A 16228-nucleotide genomic window follows, 5' to 3' on the forward strand; every position below is an offset into this window, starting at 1 on the left:
AGTTCTACTCGCCTTCCACCCGCATCACACTGCTGACTTCCCGAACGATGTCCATGTCGCGCAAGGCCTCCACGGTCGCGGACAACGCGGCGTCGGTCGCGGTGTGAGTGACCACCACCAGCTCCGCGTCACTGCCCCGGCCTTCCTGCCGGACGGTCTGGATCGACACGTCGTGCTCGGCGAAGGCCTGCGCCACCGCCGCCAGCACACCGGCCTTGTCGGCCACGTCCAGCGACACGTGGTAGCGGGTCATCGCGTCGCCCATCGGCCGCACGGACCGCTGGGTGTACGACGACTCGCCGACACCCGGCACACCCTTGAGCCGGTTGCGCGCGGCGGAGACCAGATCCCCGAGGACTGCGCTGGCCGTGGGGGCGCCGCCGGCACCACGACCATAGAACATCAACCGCCCGGCTGCCTTGCTTTCCACGAAAACCGCGTTGTACGCGTCCCGAACACTGGCCAACGGGTGCGTGACCGGGATCATCGCCGGATACACCCGGGCACTGACCGAGTCGGTGGTCTCGTCGAGCTCGCAGATCGCCAGCGACTTGACCACGCAGCCCATCTCCCGGGCCGACGCGATGTCGGTCGCGCTGACCTCGGTGATGCCCTCACGATGCACGTCGGCGATCGAGACCCGGGTGTGGAACGCCAGGCTGGCCAGCAGCGCCGCCTTCGCGGCCGCGTCGAACCCCTCGATGTCCGCGGTCGGGTCGGCCTCGGCATACCCGAGCGCCTGGGCCTCCTCGAGCGCCTCGTCGAAGCCGGCGCCGGTGGTGTCCATCTTGTCGAGGATGTAGTTCGTGGTGCCGTTGACGATGCCCATCACCCGGATCACGTCGTCACCGGCGAGCGACTCGCGCAGCGGCCGCAGGATCGGGATCGCGCCGGCGACCGCGGCCTCGAAGTACAGGTCGCGCTCGTACTTCTCGGCGGCCGCGAACAGCGTCGGGCCGTCCTCCGCGAGCAGCGCCTTGTTCGCCGTGACGACCGAGGCGCCGTGCTCGAGCGCGGTCAGGATCAGGCTCCGGGCGGGCTCGAGACCGCCGATCACCTCGATCACCAGATCCAGGTCGCCGCGCGACACCAGCGCCTGCGCGTCGGTCGTGATCAGCTCCGGGTCGACCGCGATGTCGCGGGCGCGGCCGGGACGCCGGACGGCGATACCCGCGATCTCCAGCCGGGCGCCGACGCGGGCCGCGAGATGGTCCGCCTGCTCGGTCAGGATCCGCACCACTTCGGTGCCGACCACTCCGCAACCGAGCAGGCCTACCTTCAGAGGTTTGTCATCAGTCACAGCATCATTCATTGGGCGGTCCCCATATCCAGGCGCAGCAGGTCGTCTTCGGTCTCGCGGCGTACGACGACCCGCGTTCGACCGTCCTTGACCGCGATCACCGGTGGCCGCGGCACGTGGTTGTAGTTGCTCGCCATCGAGCGGCAGTACGCGCCCGTGCCCGGGACGGCGATCAGGTCGCCGGGCCGCACGTCGGCGGGCAGGAACTCGTCCTTCACGACGATGTCCCCGGCCTCGCAGTGCTTGCCGACCACGCGGGCGAGCGTCGGCTCGGTGTCGGAGTACCGGTTGGCGAGCGTGCAGGAGTAGTCGGCGTCGTACAGCGCGGCGCGGATGTTGTCGCTCATCCCGCCGTCGACGGACACGTACGTCCGGGCGGCGCCGGCGTCGAGCTCGACCTCCTTGACCGTGCCGACCGAGTAGACCGTGCACATCGCCGGGCCGACGATCGCGCGACCGGGCTCGATCGACACCTTGGGCATGTCGACCTCGAACGCGCGGCACTCGTGCTCGACGATCTTGCCCATCTCGGTCGCCAGCTGCGCCGGGTCGGACGGGTCGTCCTGGGTTGTGTACGCGATGCCGAAGCCGCCGCCGAGGTCGAGCTCGGGCATGTCCACGCCGAGCTCGTCGGAAACCCTTGCGTGCAAGGCGATCACGCGCTTGGCGGCGACCTCGAACCCGGACGAGTCGAAGATCTGCGAGCCGATGTGCGAGTGCAGGCCGAGCAGCCCGAGCTCCGGCGCTTCGTTGACCCGGGCAACGGCTTCGAAGGCCGCGCCCGAGGTGATCGAGAAGCCGAACTTCTGGTCCTCGTGCGCGGTCGCGATGTACTCGTGGGTGTGCGCCTCGACGCCGGCCGTGACCCGGATCATCACCGGCGCGACGACGTTGCGCGCCCCCGCCAGCTCGATCAGCCGGGTGATCTCGTGCTGCGAGTCGACGATGATCCGCCCGACGCCGGCGTCCAGCGCGCGGGCCAGCTCGGACTCGGACTTGTTGTTGCCGTGGAACCCCAGCCGCTTCGGGTCGGCACCGGCCCGGAGCGCGACGGCGAGCTCGCCACCGCTGCAGATGTCGAGGTTGAGGCCCTCTTCCATCACCCAGCGGACGACCGTCGTACAGAGGAAGGCCTTGCCGGCGTAGTAGACGTCGAAGTCCTTGAACGCGGTCTTGAACGCCCGGGCGCGGGCGCGGAAGTCGTCCTCGTCCAGGATGAAGGCCGGGCTGCCGTGCTCGGCGACCAGGTCACGGACGTCGACGCCGCCGACGACCAGCGAGCCCTCGGCCGTCTTCTTGGCCGACATCGACCAGAGCGAGGTGACCAGGTCGTTGGGGTCCCGGGGCGCGCGCAGCCACGGCGGGGCCCTGTGGCCGATGTCGGCGTGCAGCGCGCCCGCCTCGTGCGCTCTCACATCCGCTCCGGTGCGGAGACGCCGAGCAGGTCGAGCCCGTTGGCGATCACGGTCCGGGTCGCGGAGACCAGGGTCAGGCGGGCCTTGTGCACCGGCTCGACCTCCTCGTCGCCGCGCGGGAGCACGCGGCAGCTGTCGTAGAACTTGTGGAACGCCGACGCCGTGTCCTCCAGGTACCGCGCGATCCGGTGCGGCTCGCGCAGCTCGGCGGCGGTGGCGACGACCCGCGGGAACTCCGCCAGCGCGCGGAGCAGGTCGCCCTCGCGCTCGTGGCTGAGCAGGCCCGGGTCGAACTCGTCCAGCTTGATGCCGAGCTCGTCGGCGTTGCGCAGGATCGAGGCGAGGCGGGCGTGCGCGTACTGCACGTAGAAGACCGGGTTCTCGCTGGCCTGCTTGGTCATCTCCTCGATGTCCAGGGTCAGCGGCGAGTCCGTCGGGTAGCGGCAGAGCGTGTAGCGCAGGGCGTCGACGCCGCCCTCCTCGACCAGCTCGGCGAGCGTCACGATCGTGCCGGCCCGCTTGGACAGCTTCATCTCCTCGCCGCCCTTGAGGATCTTCACCAGCTGGCCGATCAGGATCTCGATGTTGTGCTCGGGGTCGTCGCCGGCGCAGGCCGCGATCGCCTTCAGCCGGTTCACGTAGCCGTGGTGGTCGGCGCCGAGCATGTAGATGCAGGTCTCGAACCCGCGCTCGCGCTTGTTCACGTAGTACGCCGCGTCGGAGGCGAAGTACGTCGGCTCGCCGTTCGAGCGGATCAGCACCCGGTCCTTGTCGTCGCTGAAGTCCGTCGTCCGCATCCAGAGGGCGTCGTCCGCGTCGTACAGATGGCCCTGCTCGCGGAGCTTCTGGATCGCGTGGCCGACGCCGTCCTGCTCGTGCAGGCTGCGCTCGGAGAACCAGACGTCGAACTTGGTCCGGAACTGCTCGAGCTGGGACTGCTGCTCCTTGAGCTGGCGCTCGTACCCCGCCTCGCGGAACGCGATCGGCTGCTCGTCGGCGGGCAGCTCGGTGATCCCCGGCACCTCGGCGACGATCTGCTTGGCCAGGTCGAGGATGTACTCCCCGTGGTAGCCGTCCTCGGGGATCGGCTGCCCGTGCGCGGCCGCCTGCAGGCTGGCGCCGAACTTGTCCATCTGGTTGCCGCGGTCGTTGATGTAGAACTCGCGGGTCACGCTCGCGCCCGCGGCCGACAGCACCCGGGCGAGCGCGTCGCCGACGGCCGCCCAGCGGGTGTGGCCGAGGTGCAGCGGGCCGGTCGGGTTCGCCGAGATGAACTCGACGTTGATCGCGCGGCCGTGCAGGCTGTCGCTCGACCCGTACGCCGGGCCGGCGTCGAGGATCGCCTGCGCGACCTTGCCCTGGGCGTCGGCGGCGACCCGGAGGTTGATGAACCCCGGACCGGCGATGTCCACCGCGGTGATCGCCGCGTCGTCGCGGAGCCGGGCGGCGAGCAGCTCGGCGAACTGCCGCGGATTCATCCCGGCCCGCTTGCCGAGCTGCATCGCGACGTTGGTGGCGTAGTCCCCGTGCTCGGGGTTCTTGGGGCGCTCGACCTTCAGCTCGCGCGGCAGCCCGCCCTCGACGGTGATGGCGCCGTCGTCGGCGAGTGCGGCCAGGGCCTGCAGGATCTTCTCAGCGAGCTGTTCCGGAGTCACCGCCTCAGCCTAATGGCCCTGCCCCCAAACCCTTGACTCGCTATCCACAGCCCGGTACACGGCGGCTGGCGAGCTCGTACAGATTGCCGTCCGGAGCCCGGAAGTTGACCCAGTCCCAGCCGTCGTCCTGCCCCGGCGGCCCGACCAGCTCCACCCCGGCCCGGCGGAGCTCCTCGGTGGCAGCGTGTACGTCGTCAACCTCGAACAGTGGCACCGGCCCGGTCGCGTTCGCCGTACCGAACTCGAAGAACACGTCGCCCGGAGCCATGATCTGGACGGTGTCCCCCTCTGCCGTGGCGAACTCCGCGGTCGTCTCGGCCGCGAAGACCGGCTCCAGGCCCAGCACACCGTGCAGGAAGTCGTACATGGCCTGGTAGTTCCGGGTCGCGACACCGATCCAGCGCACGTTCAGGACCTTCACAGCCGTCCGGTCCCCTCGAGCGGCGGTGGCAAACGGGGTCAGTGGCCGGCCGAGATCCGGATCTGGGCGTCGCGGGTGAGTGGAGCGTCCCAGGCAATCGGCTTGCCGTCGCTGGTGACAGTCAGGCCGGTGCAGGCGTCCGCCAGGCACTTGGCGTCGTAGCGGAGGCCCCAGAGGGTGAAGAACTGGTGGAGGGTGGGGTGGTCGGAGGTGGTTTTGGCCTCGACCCAGACCAGGCCGTCGGTGGTGTGCGTGTGTACGGCGGCCTGCTCGGCGCGGAGCTTGTCGATGCCGATGCCGGCCGGGACCTCGACCGGCTTGCCGTCCACGACGACCGCGATGTGCACGGTGTACGGCGCGGGGCCGGAGAAGTCGAGCGGGAGGCGTTCGAAGCCGGCCTTGTCGATGTACGAGACCGCGTCCCGCGGGGCGTCCCAGGGCGGTGCGGTGGTCCGCAGTACGGCGGCTGCCGGCGGCGCGGGGCCGACCTGGCAGCCGCCCACCACGCTGCTCGTGAGCAGCAGGGCGGCCGCCGTTGCGGCCGTTCGCCAGCTGCCTGCTCTCATGCAGAGCAGGTTGTCATGCGGCGCGGCGTACTCCGCCGGAGGGTCAGCGCTCCGAGGGCATCAGCACCCACAGCACGATGTAGATCAGGAACTGCGGGCCGGGCAGGAGGCAGCTGACCACGAAGATCAGGCGCATCGTGTTGGACGAGATACCGAACCGGCGAGCGAGTCCGGAACAGACACCGCCGATCCAGCGATCATTTGACGGGCGGACCAGAGAGCTAGCCATGAGTACCGATTCCTTTCCACTGTTGGGCCTTACACCCACTATGACGGTGCCCATGGCCGATCTGATCCCGCCGCACCGACCTTCCAGGGTCCACTCAGGGGACCCCCGTACGACGATGGATCTAGCGCTGGAATCGGTAGGTCTTGCTGTCGATGCCGACGCAGACACTCGGTGACATGACCACCACCCGCAGCGTGCCGTCGTCCTCGTAGTAGTCGATGCCCTCCACCTCGAAGGCTCCGGAGCAGCCGCTCTTGAGCGGGAGCTGGCCCAGCGAGGTGACATGTCCGGTCACGTCCCCGGAGCCGACCGGTGCGGTCAGGTCGACCTGGAGCAGCGGCTTCGTCGTACCGAAGAGGCTGCCGTCCGGGTCGTCCGAGGAGCAGAGCAGCTGTGTCGCGGTGACGAAGTCACAGCCCTGGACGTCGCGGACCTGGTGGTCACGGCTCGAGGGCGTGGACGTAGTTGGACCAGGTGCCGGCCGGCGATTGCACGCGGTACAGCTTCCCGTTGCGGTCGTCGCGCTGGTACGGCTCGACGTACCAGCCCTGTGCGGCGCCCGGGTCCCCGACGTGATTCCAGCCACGCACCAGCAGGTCGGCCGGGATGGTGCCGACGCCGGTATAGCGGTACTGCGTACTGCCGCCACGGGTGACCGTGGCGAGGCCCTGGCTTTCGTCGAGCGGACGGGCGTTGTCGGACCCGACAACTTGCCATCCGGAGACAGCGTGGGCCGGAGTGGGTAGAAGGAGGGCGGCCAGCACGAGAACAAGAGCAATCCCCAGTTTGTGCATGCCCCGGTTTCTACCCCGCCGACATGTCCCCCAATTCGGGATCTGGGTGAACTTCCTGCTACTGTTCTGCTCGTTCCTGAGCCCCCGTAGCTCAGGGGATAGAGCACCGCCCTCCGGAGGCGGGTGCGCAGGTTCGAATCCTGCCGGGGGCGCGACCGATCTGGCCGATCTGTGTCCGCGGAGAGCGCGGACTTGGATCGGTCTTTGTGTTTTGTGGGGGCGCAGCCCCCACGCCCCGCCCGGAGGGGCTTCGCCCCCCGGACCCCCTCGGTGGTTGCCTTTGTTGTTCGCTGGCGGTTGCTCGGGGTTGCCTTTGTCATTCGCTGACGGCCGCTCGGGGGGTTGCCTTCGTCAGGCGCTGAGACCCGCTGCTGCTCGGCAATAGCTCCACATTGCTTGGCGATCTGCCTCTGATTCCTGGGTGCGGTTGAGGTAGTGGGTTGGGCGGGGGGAGCGGTCGTGCCAGAAGAGGCCGGTGGGGAGGGGCTGGGTTGTTGCGGCCAGCCAGACTGTGGTGTCGGCTCCTTCGGTGGGGGTGCGGAGGAGGGGGCCGGTGAGTTTGGTGAAGAGCGGGAGTGACGTGGTCAGGCCCGGAGTGGTGGACCAGCCGGGGTGCATGGTGGCTACGAAGGTGGGGGCCAGGTCGGTGGCCAGGAGTGGAGTCAGGGCCACCTGGATGCGTTTCGAGCGCGCATAGGCGGTCGCACCGCGGTAGGTGCCCTCGCGGTACTCCGGATCGTCCGTCGGCAGCTGCTGCGTATACATGCCACCGGACGCCACGAAGATGACGCGGCCGTTGGTCAGCAGGGGTTTCAGGAGCTCTGTCAGAAGCAACGGCCCGAGGACGTGGGTGGCCAGCGTCAGCTCATGCCCCTGTGGCGATTCGGTGCGCTTCGCCGGCATCACTCCGGCGTTGTGGATCAGGGCGTGGATCGGCTCGGTCAGCTGGCCGGCATAGCGCCGTACGGCGTCCAGGTCCGAGATGTCACACTCGTCGACCACGAAGCTGGCGCCGGGGACCTCACCGCGCAGGTCGGCCACAGCGTCCGCGGCCTTGTCTGCGTCGCGGACTACCAGTCGGACCGTGGCGCCCAGTCCGGCCAGGCCGGATGCGGTGGCCTTGCCGAGCCCGCTGCGCGCACCGGTGACCACGACGGTCTTCCCATGCAGTACGTCGCGTGCCGGGTCGTTGTCCGGCCAGGTGCGTCTGCGGAGCCGGTAGCCGAGCTTGCTGTAGCCAGGGACCACCGTCCGGTCCAGGAGCGTGTCCAGCAGGCTCATGCCGCCAGCTTCCCCAGAGCGTCGCGCAGACCCTGCTCAGCTTCCTCACCGAGCCGGTCGAACGGCTTACGGAAGAAGGGTTCGGCGAAGCGAGCCAGGCCTTTGAGCTGAAACTCGGCGCGATAGGTGACCCGGGTGATGTGCGCCTCGACGCGGAACGACATGGTGTCGTGGGCAACGACCGTACGGTTCTCACCTCGCAGGACGATGCGGTCCGGCCGGATCCGCTCCACGACCTCGTAGACCAGCTCGGTCTCCCGGCCGGCGAAGCGTGAGGTGTTGCGGTACGTCGTGCCGATGCCGCCGTCCCCTTGCAGCAGCACCGTCCGGACCGTGCCGGGATCCCACTCCTCCGTACTGCGAAAGTCGGCCAGGTAGTCGAAGACGCGCTCAGGAGTGGCCGCGACGGCCACTTCACGTTCGATGACGATCATCGGGTCTCCTCGGCTCGTTCGGCGGCGTGCGCGATATTGCGCTGCATGCCGCCGAAGACGACGTCGTGGAACGGCCGGATGGCCGCCCAGTACAGCTCCCCCGGCAGACCCCGTGGATGGAACAGCGCACGCTGCCGGAACAGCGTCCGCCCGTGCTCGTCGGTCCCGGCCCGCAGCTCGAGCCAGGCCTCCCCCGGCAACCGCATCTCGGCACGCAGCCGCAGCAACCGGCCGCGCTCGAGCGTCTCGACCCGCCACCAGTCCAGCGGATCACCGACCGACAGCGTGTCCGGGTGGAGCCGGCCACGCCGCAGCCCAGGCCCGCCGACGACCCGGTCGAGCAGTCCGCGAGTCCACCAGCCCAGGCGCCACGAGTACCAGCCGCGGCGACCGCCGATGCCCTCGATGACCCTCCAGAGTCGGTCCGGCGGTGCTGCGACCGCACAGTCGCGTTCGTCGACGTACAGCGAGCCGCCGGACCAGTCCGGGTCGCTCGGCAACGGATCGCTCGGCGCACCGGGTGTCGAGGCGGACGCCCACGACGTACTGACGTCCAGGTCGTGCACCTTCTTCAGTGCCAGCGCTACCGCGCGGTCGAACCCGATCCCGCCGGCCGGACGCGGCTCGACGTACCTGTCGATGTCGTGGTCCTTGCAGACCACCTCGTGCACCAGGCTGTCGACCAGCGGCCGTGCGATGCCGCTGGGCACCGGCGTGACCAGTCCGACCCAGTGACTGGACAGACTGGGAGTCAGCAACGGCACCGTCCTGATCCGGCGCGGACGCAGGCCGGCCACGGCGGCGTACCGCTGCATCATCGCGCGGTACGTCAGCACGTCCGGTCCGCCGATGTCGAAGCCGCGGTTCACCTCGGTCGGCATCCGGGCGGACCCGACGAGGTAGTGCAGTACGTCGCGTACCGCGATCGGCTGGATCCGCGTGTCCAGCCAGCGCGGCGTCACCATCACCGGCAACCGCTCGGTCAGGTAGCGCAGCATCTCGAACGACGCGGACCCCGAGCCGATGATCACCGCCGCCTGCAGCACCGTCGTCGGAACGCCACTGGCGAGCAGGATCTCCCCGACCTCACGCCGAGAGCCCAGATGCGGCGACAACTCCTCACCGTCGGGGTGCAGACCGCCCAGGTAGACGATCCGCCCGACACCGGACTCGCGACAGGCCGCCCCGAACGCCAGCGCTGTACGCCGATCACGCTCCTCGAACCGCCGGCCCGTGCCCATCGAGTGGATCAGGTAGTACGCCACGTCGACGCAGTCCAGCGCCCTGGTCAGCACCGCCGGGTCGGACGCGTCACCCTCGACCACGTCGATCCGGCTCCGCCACGGACGGGTGTCGAGCCGCTCCGGGTGCCGGGCCAGCACACGTACGTCGTACCCGGCTGCAAGCAGCTCCGGCACGAGCCGGCCGCCGATGTAGCCGGTGGCTCCGGTCACGAGGACACGAGTCATCGGTCCGCCCATTGCTCGGCGGCGGTCACCGGGTCGACATCGACGTACTGCGCGCCAACAGCGGCAGCGAGCTCCATGGACGCACCGGGTCCGGCTAGAGCGACAGGCCAATCCCGCGCTAGCTGGGTCAGAGCGGACTGCACCTGCGAGAACCGGTCGGGGTCGGACGACGACAGCATCACCACATCCGGCTGCAGAACCGAGGCTGCGTGCTCGACATCGGCCATCGGCGAGTCCGAGCCCAGATAGATCACCCGCCAGCCGGACCGCCGCAGCACCAGCCCGAAGGACAGCAGTGCGATGTCGTGCAGCTCACCGGGTGGACAGGCCAGCAGCGCCCGCGGGCCCTGGCCCCCACCCCACCCAGGGGCCAGGCCCGCGAGCCGGGACCGAATCAGGTTGCTGGCGAAGTGCTCCTGCCCGACGCTCACCTCGCCCCGGCCCCACCGGTCACCCAGCTCGTGCAGGTAAGGAATCAGCACGTCCCGGATGACAGCCTCGATCGTCAGTGCACCGAAGAGCTCGTCCAGTACGTGGTGAGCGGCCCGCTCGTCCAGGTCGTCCAGGGCCGACCGCAGGCCGGCTGCACCACCGGCCTCCGCCTTCCGTACCGACACCGGGTCAGCAGCCGCCGGCGAGCGCTCAGCCAGTACTGCGCGGGCCGCCTCGGCCGCGGAGAGCCCCTGGGCGAGGAACGCCCGCATCCGCTGCACCCGGCGTACGTCGCTCTCGGAGTACAGCCGGTAGCCGCCGGGCGAGCGCGTCGGCGTCAGCAGCCCGTACCTGGTCTCCCAGGCACGGAGGACGTGCTCGCTGACGCCGGCGCGCTTGCTCAACGCACCGATCCGCAGCCCGTTCGGCACCGAAGTCTCCACAGGGACACTATACAAACTCTAGACAGACCTTTGACTAGCCTCCAGCCATCTGTCTAATCTCTAGACAGACCTTAGACAAACGTGAGGTGCTGCCGATGCGAGAGACCGTGGCTGTGGTCGGTGCCGGAGTGTCCGGCCTGACCGCCGCGTATCTGCTGACCCGTTCGTACGACGTGACGCTGCTCGAAGCCGAACCGCGGCTGGGCGGACATGCCCACACCCACGACATCACCGACCCCGCCGGCAGTCCGCTCGCGATCGACACCGGCTTCATCGTGCACAACGCCCGGACCTATCCGCTGCTCCGCCGGCTGTTCGCGGAGCTCGGTGTACGGACCCAGCCGACCGAGATGAGCATGAGCATCAGCGACCCGGCCAGCGGGCTGGAGTTCGCCGGCGGCCGCGGGCTGGCCGGCATCTTCGCCCAGAGCCGCCGCCTCTCGGACCCGCGGTTCTTCCGCCTGCTGACCGAGGTACGCCGCTTCCACCGCCGCGCCGCTGCCTACGTCGAGCGGACCGGCGACGACGACCTCGCGACGTTCGGCGAGTTCCTCGAGGCCGAGCGTTTCAGCCCGGCCTTCATCCGGTTGTACGCCGTCCCCGTGGTCTCCTGCGTGTGGTCCTGCGGCGGCGGCTCGGCCCTCAGCTATCCGGCGCGCTACCTGTTCCGGTTCCTCGACCACCACGGGATGCTCTCGGTGAGCGGCTCCCCGCAATGGCTGACCGTCTCCGGCGGCTCCCGACAGTACGTCGACGCCCTCGCCGACCGGCTGGACGCGGTCGCTGCGAATCTTCCGGTGCGGGCGGTTCACCGCCATCCCAACGGCGTCACGGTGACCGTTGCCAACGGCAACTCCACGGACTTCGACCGGGTAGTGCTGGCGACGCATGCGGACCAGGCACTCGACCTGCTCACGGACGCCACGCCCGCGGAGAAGGCGGTGCTCGGCGAGTTCGAGTACAGCCGCAACGAGACCGTCCTGCACACCGACGCGTCGTTGCTTCCCGGAACGAAGAACGCCCGGGCCTGCTGGAACTACGTCGTCCGCGACGACGCGCCGCTGACGACGTACTGGATGAACCGGTTGCAGGGTCTCGAGACCGAGGAGACCTACCTGGTCACGCTGAACGGCGGCGGGGCCGTCGATCCGGCGAAGGTGATCGCGCGGATGGACTACGAGCACCCGATCTACACCCCGAAGGCAGTGGCCGCCCAAGGCAGGCTGGCGGCGCTGAACACCGGCCGGATCGCGTTCGCGGGGGCGTATCACGGCTGGGGATTCCATGAGGACGGCTGTCGCGCCGGGGTCGCGGCGGCGGAGTCCTTCGGGGTGCGCTGGTGACGATCGTCGGTGAGTTCCCCACCCTCCCGGCGGTCGTCACCGGCTTCGTCCGGCATGCGCGGTCGATCCCGATCCGGCACGCGTTCCGGCACCGGGTCTACCAATGGCTGGTCGACCTCGACGACCTGCCGCGGCCGCCGTGGTACCTGCGGCCGTTCGGCAGGTTCGACGTACGCGACCATCTCGACGGCGACGGCCCGACGATCAAGGCAGCGGTACGCCGCTACCTGGCCGGCCGCGGCATCGAGTACGACGGCCGGATCGTGATGCTGTCCAACGCCCGCGTGCTCGGCCACGTCTTCGACCCGATCACCGTGTACTGGTGCATCGACAGCCCGTACGTCGTCGCCGAGGTCCACAACACCTACGGCGAACGGCACACGTATCTGCTCACGCCGGATGCCGACGGCAACGCCGAGACCGCGAAGGAGTTCTATGTCTCGCCGTTCAACGACGTGTCGGGCGACTACCGGCTCCGGTTCGAGCTCGATCGCAGCCGGGTGCGCGTCCAGGTCAGTCTGGCCCGCGGCCACCACACGGTCTTCGGTGCGAGCTTCGACGGCGTACCGCGTCCGGCCACCCGCCGAGCTGTGCTGGCGGCCGCCGTACGGATGCCGCTGATGCCGCAGCGGGTCACGGCGCTGATCCGGCTGCACGGGTTGTACCTGTGGGCTCGGCGCCTGCCAGTCGTGAAGCGGAGGTCATTGCGCGGCCGGGTCGCCAAGCTGATCGTCGACCGCGTCTTCGACCGGGTGCCCGTCCGCACGGTCTACCCGGACGGCACCATCAGAGGTCAGGGCGAGCCCGTCCTGCGGATCATCCGACCGAACTCCCTGTACGAACGTCTCGCACAGAACCCCAAGATCGGCCTCGGCGAGGCCTACACGGCAGGCGACTGGGAGCCGGGTGACGGCACCGACCTGGGCGAGCTGCTGACTCCCTTCGCGGCCCGGCTCACGAAGCTCGTGCCCCGGCCGCTGCTGCGTTTCCGTGGTCTGGCCGAGCAGCGCATCCCCGACCGTCTGCGCAACACACCGAAGGGTGCCCGCAGCAACATCAGCGCGCACTACGACCTCAGCAACGCCTTGTTCTCGGCTTTCCTGGACCCCGGGATGTCGTACAGCTCAGCCATCTTCGAGAGCTCCGAGCAGTCCCTGGAGGAAGCGCAGACGCGCAAGGTAGAACGCATCCTCGACCTTGCGCAGGTCGGACCCGGCAGTCGGGTGCTCGAGATCGGCATCGGCTGGGGCACGCTCGCGATCGCCGCCGCCCGCCGTGGCGCCCACGTCACCGGCATCACGCTGTCGAGCGAACAGCTGACGCTCGCCCGCAAGCGGGTCGCCGAGGCCGGGCTGAGCGTCGACCTGCGGTTGCAGGACTACCGCGCGGTCACCGGCTCGTACGACGCGATCGTCAGCGTCGAGATGATCGAGGCCGTCGGCGAGGAGTTCTGGCCGGAGTACTTCGGCACCCTCGACCGGCTGCTGGCACCCGGCGGATCCGTTGCGCTGCAGGCGATCCTGATGGACCACGACCGGATGCTCGCGACCCGGCACTCGTACAGCTGGATCCAGAAGTACATCTTCCCGGGCGGCCTGATCCCGTCCCGGACCGCGATCGACGAGTCACTGGCGCGCCATACCGCCCTGGTGGTGCAGGACGATCATCGGTTCGGTCCGGACTACGCCGAGACCCTGCGTCGCTGGCGGCGGCAGTTCATCGCGAACTGGTCGGCCGTCCGCGCGCAGGGCTTCGACGAGGACTTCCGGCGTACCTGGGAGTTCTATCTGGCCTACAGCGAGGCCGGCTTCGCGTCCGGCTATCTCGATGTCGGCCAGCTGCTGCTCAGGCGGTCCGATCCTCGCCCGGAGTCCGGCCGAACGCCTGATGGTAGGTCCGGGTGAAGTGGGCGGAGCTGGTGTAGCCGACCTGGAAGCCGACCTCGGCCGCCGTGAGGGACTGTGTGCGGAGCAGGACCCTGGCCTCCTGCAGACGGATCTGTTTCTGGAACTGGATCGGTGTCATCGAGGTCGCCGCCCGGAAGTGCCGGTGGAACGTCGACGGGCTCATCCCGGCCAGCTCGGCCAGGTCGGCGACCAGAAGCGGCTCGTGATGATGGCGACGGATCCAGCTGATCGCACGGGAGATGTGAGCGAGCATGCCGTCGGCCAGACCGATCTGCCGGACCAGTCCGCCCTGTTCACCGGTCAGCAGGCGCCACAGGATCTCCCGCCGGATGCCCGGCGCCAGCACCCGTACATCGTCCGGACGGTCGGCGATCCGCAACAGCCGTACGACGGGATCCAGCAAGTCAGGTGTCGCGTCGCTGACGACCAGACCCGCGTACTGCGGCGACCGCGGCGGCGCGTCGAGCAGCAGCGGGGCGATCTCGACCGGATCGAGTCGCAGGCTGATGACTGCGAACGGTTCGTCCGGGGTTGCCTTCAGCGCCTGACCGACGACGGGCAGGTCCAGCGACGTGACGAGGTATTGGCCGACGCCGTACTCGTAGGCAACGCCGTTGAGCATCGTCAGTTTGACGCCTGAGGCAACGATCGCGACGGACGGCTGGGCCATGCTCGCGGTCAGCTCGGTCGGCTCGTCGCGCCGGCTGACCCGCACCCCGTCGATCAGCTGCACGCTGTCACCGCGCTGACCGGCCGTGTGCCGGATGATCAGAGTCCTGAGTTCGTCGAGCGGGTCCACCTCTCCAGTGGAGCGACTTTGACAGGATCGCGCAAGCCGGCGCCAGGATGACGCTCACGCAGGGAGGCCGGGAGGTGCTCTGCTGGAGAACATGAATCGCAGAATCCTCGGCGGCACCGGTATCTCCGTCAGCGACATCTCCCTCGGCGCGATGATGTTCGGCGCGATGGGCAATCCCGACCATGAAGACTCGGTCCGGATCATCCACCGCGCCCTCGACGCCGGCATCAACCTGATCGACACCGCCGACGTCTACTCCGGCGGCGAGTCCGAGGAGATCGTCGGTACGGCGATCCGCGGCCGGCGCGACGAGGTCGTCCTGGCGAGCAAGTTCGGCCTGCCGCGGGGCGAGGACCCGAACCAGCGCGGCGCGTCCCGCCGCTGGATCCGGCAAGCGGTCGAGGCGAGCCTGCGCCGGCTCGGCACGGACCACCTCGACCTCTATCAACTGCACCGTCCGGACCACGACACCGATCCCGCGGAGACGCTGTCGGCGCTGTCGGACCTGGTCCAGGCGGGGAAGATCCTCGCGTTCGGTTCGTCGATGTTCCCGGCCGAGACGATCGTCGAGGCGCAGTGGACCGCCGAGCGTCGCGGCACCCACCGCTTCCTGACCGAGCAGACCTTGTACTCGATCCTGACCCGCCGGCCGGAGGCGTCGGTGTTCCCGGTGGCGCAGCGGCACAACCTCGGCGTACTCACGTTCGGCCCGCTCAACGCGGGCTGGCTGACCGGCCGGATCGACATGTCGTCGACCCACCGCGCCGCGAGCCGGCCGTCGAGCTTCGATCCGACCAGCCCTACCGGTCAGGCGAAGGCCGCGGCAGTCGCGAAACTTGCTCCACTCGCCGCCGAGGCCGGGCTGACGCTACCGCAGCTGGCCATCGCGTTCGTCCGCGCGCACCCGGCGGTCACGTCGGTCCTGATCGGTCCGCGGACGCAGGACCAGCTCGACACGCTGCTCCCGGCCGCCGACGCCACGCTCTCCGCCGACATCCTCGACCGGATCGACGAGATCGTTGCCCCCGGCACCGAGCTGGACCCGGCCGACAACTACGCCGCGACGCCGCCCGCGATCGCCGACGCCCGGCTCCGCCGACGCTGAGCCTCCATCCACCGCGTCATCAGTCGTCAGGCATCGCGACGAACGACAGCACCACCCGGTCCTTGCCGGGCCCCTCCTGCAGATGCGGCTCGAGTACGGCGTTGATGCCCTCGCGGATCGCGTCCAGATCAGCGGGATCGACGTACACCGCCAGTTGGCTGTAGCCGAGCTGGGCCAGTCGCGGATAGAAGTCGCCGCTGTCGACGAGGCGGTCGAAGTCCGCGGCCAGGCGGGTGAGCATCATCAGGAACGCCTGGCGGTGCTGCTCCGGCGTCATCGCCCGGGCCTCGCGTTCGTCGATCCGGCCGACCTTGGTCTGGTCGAGGCTGAGCGTGCGCTCCGTCGTACCGCGGACCTTGCGCTCACGAACCACGGTGAGGAAGCCGGCGTCGATCAGGACGGCGACATGGCGGTACAGCGACGTACTCGGGACATCGGGGAGGTCGCGCTTGAGATCGGTCGTGGTCAGCTCGCGGCCGAGCAGGCGCTGGACGATCCGCCAGCGGACCGGGTGCAGGAGCAGGTCCGACACCGGCGTGGATGACGGCTCGTCCATCAGGGTCGCTCCAGGGTTTTCACGGGTCACCATTAATCCCAAGTTTGGTAATAATAGCGTGAACGGAAGCATTTCCCCG

At 69.3% G+C, this 16228-nt stretch carries 17 protein-coding genes and 1 tRNA gene; 4 read left to right on the forward strand and 14 right to left on the reverse strand.

The window, feature by feature from the left end; genetic code table 11:
- Positions 1-4 precede the first annotated feature (4 nt).
- The 8 genes from ABT313_RS30990 to ABT313_RS31025 form a co-directional block, all read right to left on the reverse strand.
- The gene (locus ABT313_RS30990; protein WP_350861110.1) at positions 5-1312 is read right to left on the reverse strand and encodes a homoserine dehydrogenase; all 1308 of its coding nucleotides are present in this window, start codon (positions 1310-1312) and stop codon (positions 5-7) included.
- On the reverse strand, positions 1309-2715 hold the full coding sequence (gene lysA, locus ABT313_RS30995; RefSeq protein WP_350861112.1) for a diaminopimelate decarboxylase: 1407 nt from the start codon (positions 2713-2715) through the stop codon (positions 1309-1311). Before lysA ends, ABT313_RS30990 begins: the two co-directional genes overlap by 4 nt.
- On the reverse strand, positions 2712-4370 hold the full coding sequence (gene argS, locus ABT313_RS31000; protein ID WP_350861114.1) for an arginine--tRNA ligase: 1659 nt from the start codon (positions 4368-4370) through the stop codon (positions 2712-2714). Before argS ends, lysA begins: the two co-directional genes overlap by 4 nt.
- Positions 4371-4410: 40 nt before the next feature.
- On the reverse strand, positions 4411-4791 hold the full coding sequence (locus tag ABT313_RS31005) for a VOC family protein (protein WP_350861116.1): 381 nt from the start codon (positions 4789-4791) through the stop codon (positions 4411-4413).
- A gap of 38 nt (positions 4792-4829) precedes the next feature.
- The gene (locus ABT313_RS31010; RefSeq protein ID WP_350861118.1) at positions 4830-5357 is read right to left on the reverse strand and encodes a hypothetical protein; all 528 of its coding nucleotides are present in this window, start codon (positions 5355-5357) and stop codon (positions 4830-4832) included.
- 43 nt (positions 5358-5400) lie between these two features.
- Entirely contained in the window at positions 5401-5586 is a 186-nt protein-coding gene (locus ABT313_RS31015; protein ID WP_130448604.1) for a PspC domain-containing protein, read from the reverse strand.
- Between the two features lie 121 nt (positions 5587-5707).
- A complete protein-coding gene (locus tag ABT313_RS31020; protein ID WP_350861121.1) occupies positions 5708-5881 on the reverse strand; it encodes a hypothetical protein in 174 nt (57 codons plus the stop codon).
- Positions 5882-6026: 145 nt separating this feature from the next.
- Positions 6027-6380, reverse strand: a complete 354-nt coding sequence (locus ABT313_RS31025; RefSeq protein ID WP_350861123.1) for a hypothetical protein — start codon at positions 6378-6380, stop codon at positions 6027-6029.
- An 80-nt stretch (positions 6381-6460) separates the two neighbouring features.
- Here ABT313_RS31025 and ABT313_RS31030 point away from each other — a divergent pair.
- A tRNA-Arg gene (locus ABT313_RS31030) sits at positions 6461-6532 on the forward strand.
- 199 nt (positions 6533-6731) lie between these two features.
- On the opposite strand, the gene ABT313_RS31035 is transcribed toward ABT313_RS31030, so the two are convergent.
- From ABT313_RS31035 to ABT313_RS31050, 4 genes are read right to left on the reverse strand one after another with little or no spacing between them, the layout of a single operon-like run.
- The gene (locus ABT313_RS31035) at positions 6732-7661 is read right to left on the reverse strand and encodes an SDR family NAD(P)-dependent oxidoreductase (RefSeq protein ID WP_350861125.1); all 930 of its coding nucleotides are present in this window, start codon (positions 7659-7661) and stop codon (positions 6732-6734) included.
- Positions 7658-8095, reverse strand: coding sequence for an SRPBCC family protein (locus ABT313_RS31040; RefSeq protein WP_350861127.1), 438 nt, complete (start codon positions 8093-8095; stop codon positions 7658-7660). Before ABT313_RS31040 ends, ABT313_RS31035 begins: the two co-directional genes overlap by 4 nt.
- Complete coding sequence (locus ABT313_RS31045; protein WP_350861129.1) at positions 8092-9564, reverse strand: SDR family oxidoreductase; 1473 nt, start codon at positions 9562-9564, stop codon at positions 8092-8094. Before ABT313_RS31045 ends, ABT313_RS31040 begins: the two co-directional genes overlap by 4 nt.
- On the reverse strand, positions 9561-10439 hold the full coding sequence (locus ABT313_RS31050; RefSeq protein ID WP_350861131.1) for a MerR family transcriptional regulator: 879 nt from the start codon (positions 10437-10439) through the stop codon (positions 9561-9563). Before ABT313_RS31050 ends, ABT313_RS31045 begins: the two co-directional genes overlap by 4 nt.
- A 95-nt stretch (positions 10440-10534) precedes the next feature.
- On the opposite strand from ABT313_RS31050, the gene ABT313_RS31055 reads away from it, so the two are divergent.
- Positions 10535-11782 carry an NAD(P)/FAD-dependent oxidoreductase gene (locus tag ABT313_RS31055; RefSeq protein WP_350861133.1) on the forward strand — a complete coding sequence of 416 codons (1248 nt, stop codon included), beginning with the start codon at positions 10535-10537 and terminating at the stop codon, positions 11780-11782.
- Positions 11779-13686 (forward strand): DUF1365 family protein, encoded by a 1908-nt coding sequence (locus ABT313_RS31060; RefSeq protein WP_350861135.1) that lies wholly within the window; start codon positions 11779-11781, stop codon positions 13684-13686. The genes ABT313_RS31055 and ABT313_RS31060 overlap by 4 nt, the downstream gene beginning before the upstream one ends.
- On the opposite strand, the gene ABT313_RS31065 is transcribed toward ABT313_RS31060, so the two are convergent.
- Positions 13628-14488 (reverse strand): AraC family transcriptional regulator, encoded by an 861-nt coding sequence (locus tag ABT313_RS31065; RefSeq protein ID WP_350861137.1) that lies wholly within the window; start codon positions 14486-14488, stop codon positions 13628-13630. The two genes, ABT313_RS31060 and ABT313_RS31065, sit on opposite strands and share 59 nt — an antisense overlap.
- Before the next feature lie 91 nt (positions 14489-14579).
- On the opposite strand from ABT313_RS31065, the gene ABT313_RS31070 reads away from it, so the two are divergent.
- Complete coding sequence (locus ABT313_RS31070) at positions 14580-15593, forward strand: aldo/keto reductase (protein ID WP_350861139.1); 1014 nt, start codon at positions 14580-14582, stop codon at positions 15591-15593.
- A 19-nt stretch (positions 15594-15612) separates the two neighbouring features.
- Here ABT313_RS31070 and ABT313_RS31075 read toward each other — a convergent pair whose 3' ends face one another.
- Positions 15613-16149 carry a helix-turn-helix domain-containing protein gene (locus tag ABT313_RS31075; RefSeq protein ID WP_350861141.1) on the reverse strand — a complete coding sequence of 179 codons (537 nt, stop codon included), beginning with the start codon at positions 16147-16149 and terminating at the stop codon, positions 15613-15615.
- Positions 16150-16228: the final 79 nt, after the last annotated feature.

It is taken from the genome of Kribbella sp. NPDC000426 (assembly GCF_040300265.1).
Lineage (GTDB): Bacteria > Actinomycetota > Actinomycetes > Propionibacteriales > Kribbellaceae > Kribbella.

Excerpts from the sequence above, each read along its gene's own strand:
- ABT313_RS30990 (WP_350861110.1), bottom strand. The coding sequence starts at position 1,312 with ATGAATGATGCTGTGACTGATGACAAACCTCTGAAGGTAGGCCTGCTC.
- ABT313_RS31010 (WP_350861118.1), bottom strand. The coding sequence starts at position 5,357 with ATGAGAGCAGGCAGCTGGCGAACGGCCGCAACGGCGGCCGCCCTGCTG.
- ABT313_RS31015 (WP_130448604.1), bottom strand. The coding sequence starts at position 5,586 with ATGGCTAGCTCTCTGGTCCGCCCGTCAAATGATCGCTGGATCGGCGGT.
- ABT313_RS31025 (WP_350861123.1), bottom strand. The coding sequence starts at position 6,380 with ATGCACAAACTGGGGATTGCTCTTGTTCTCGTGCTGGCCGCCCTCCTT.
- ABT313_RS31035 (WP_350861125.1), bottom strand. The coding sequence starts at position 7,661 with ATGAGCCTGCTGGACACGCTCCTGGACCGGACGGTGGTCCCTGGCTAC.
- ABT313_RS31040 (WP_350861127.1), bottom strand. The coding sequence starts at position 8,095 with ATGATCGTCATCGAACGTGAAGTGGCCGTCGCGGCCACTCCTGAGCGC.
- ABT313_RS31045 (WP_350861129.1), bottom strand. The coding sequence starts at position 9,564 with ATGACTCGTGTCCTCGTGACCGGAGCCACCGGCTACATCGGCGGCCGG.
- ABT313_RS31055 (WP_350861133.1), top strand. The coding sequence starts at position 10,535 with ATGCGAGAGACCGTGGCTGTGGTCGGTGCCGGAGTGTCCGGCCTGACC.
- ABT313_RS31070 (WP_350861139.1), top strand. The coding sequence starts at position 14,580 with ATGAATCGCAGAATCCTCGGCGGCACCGGTATCTCCGTCAGCGACATC.
- ABT313_RS31075 (WP_350861141.1), bottom strand. The coding sequence starts at position 16,149 with ATGGACGAGCCGTCATCCACGCCGGTGTCGGACCTGCTCCTGCACCCG.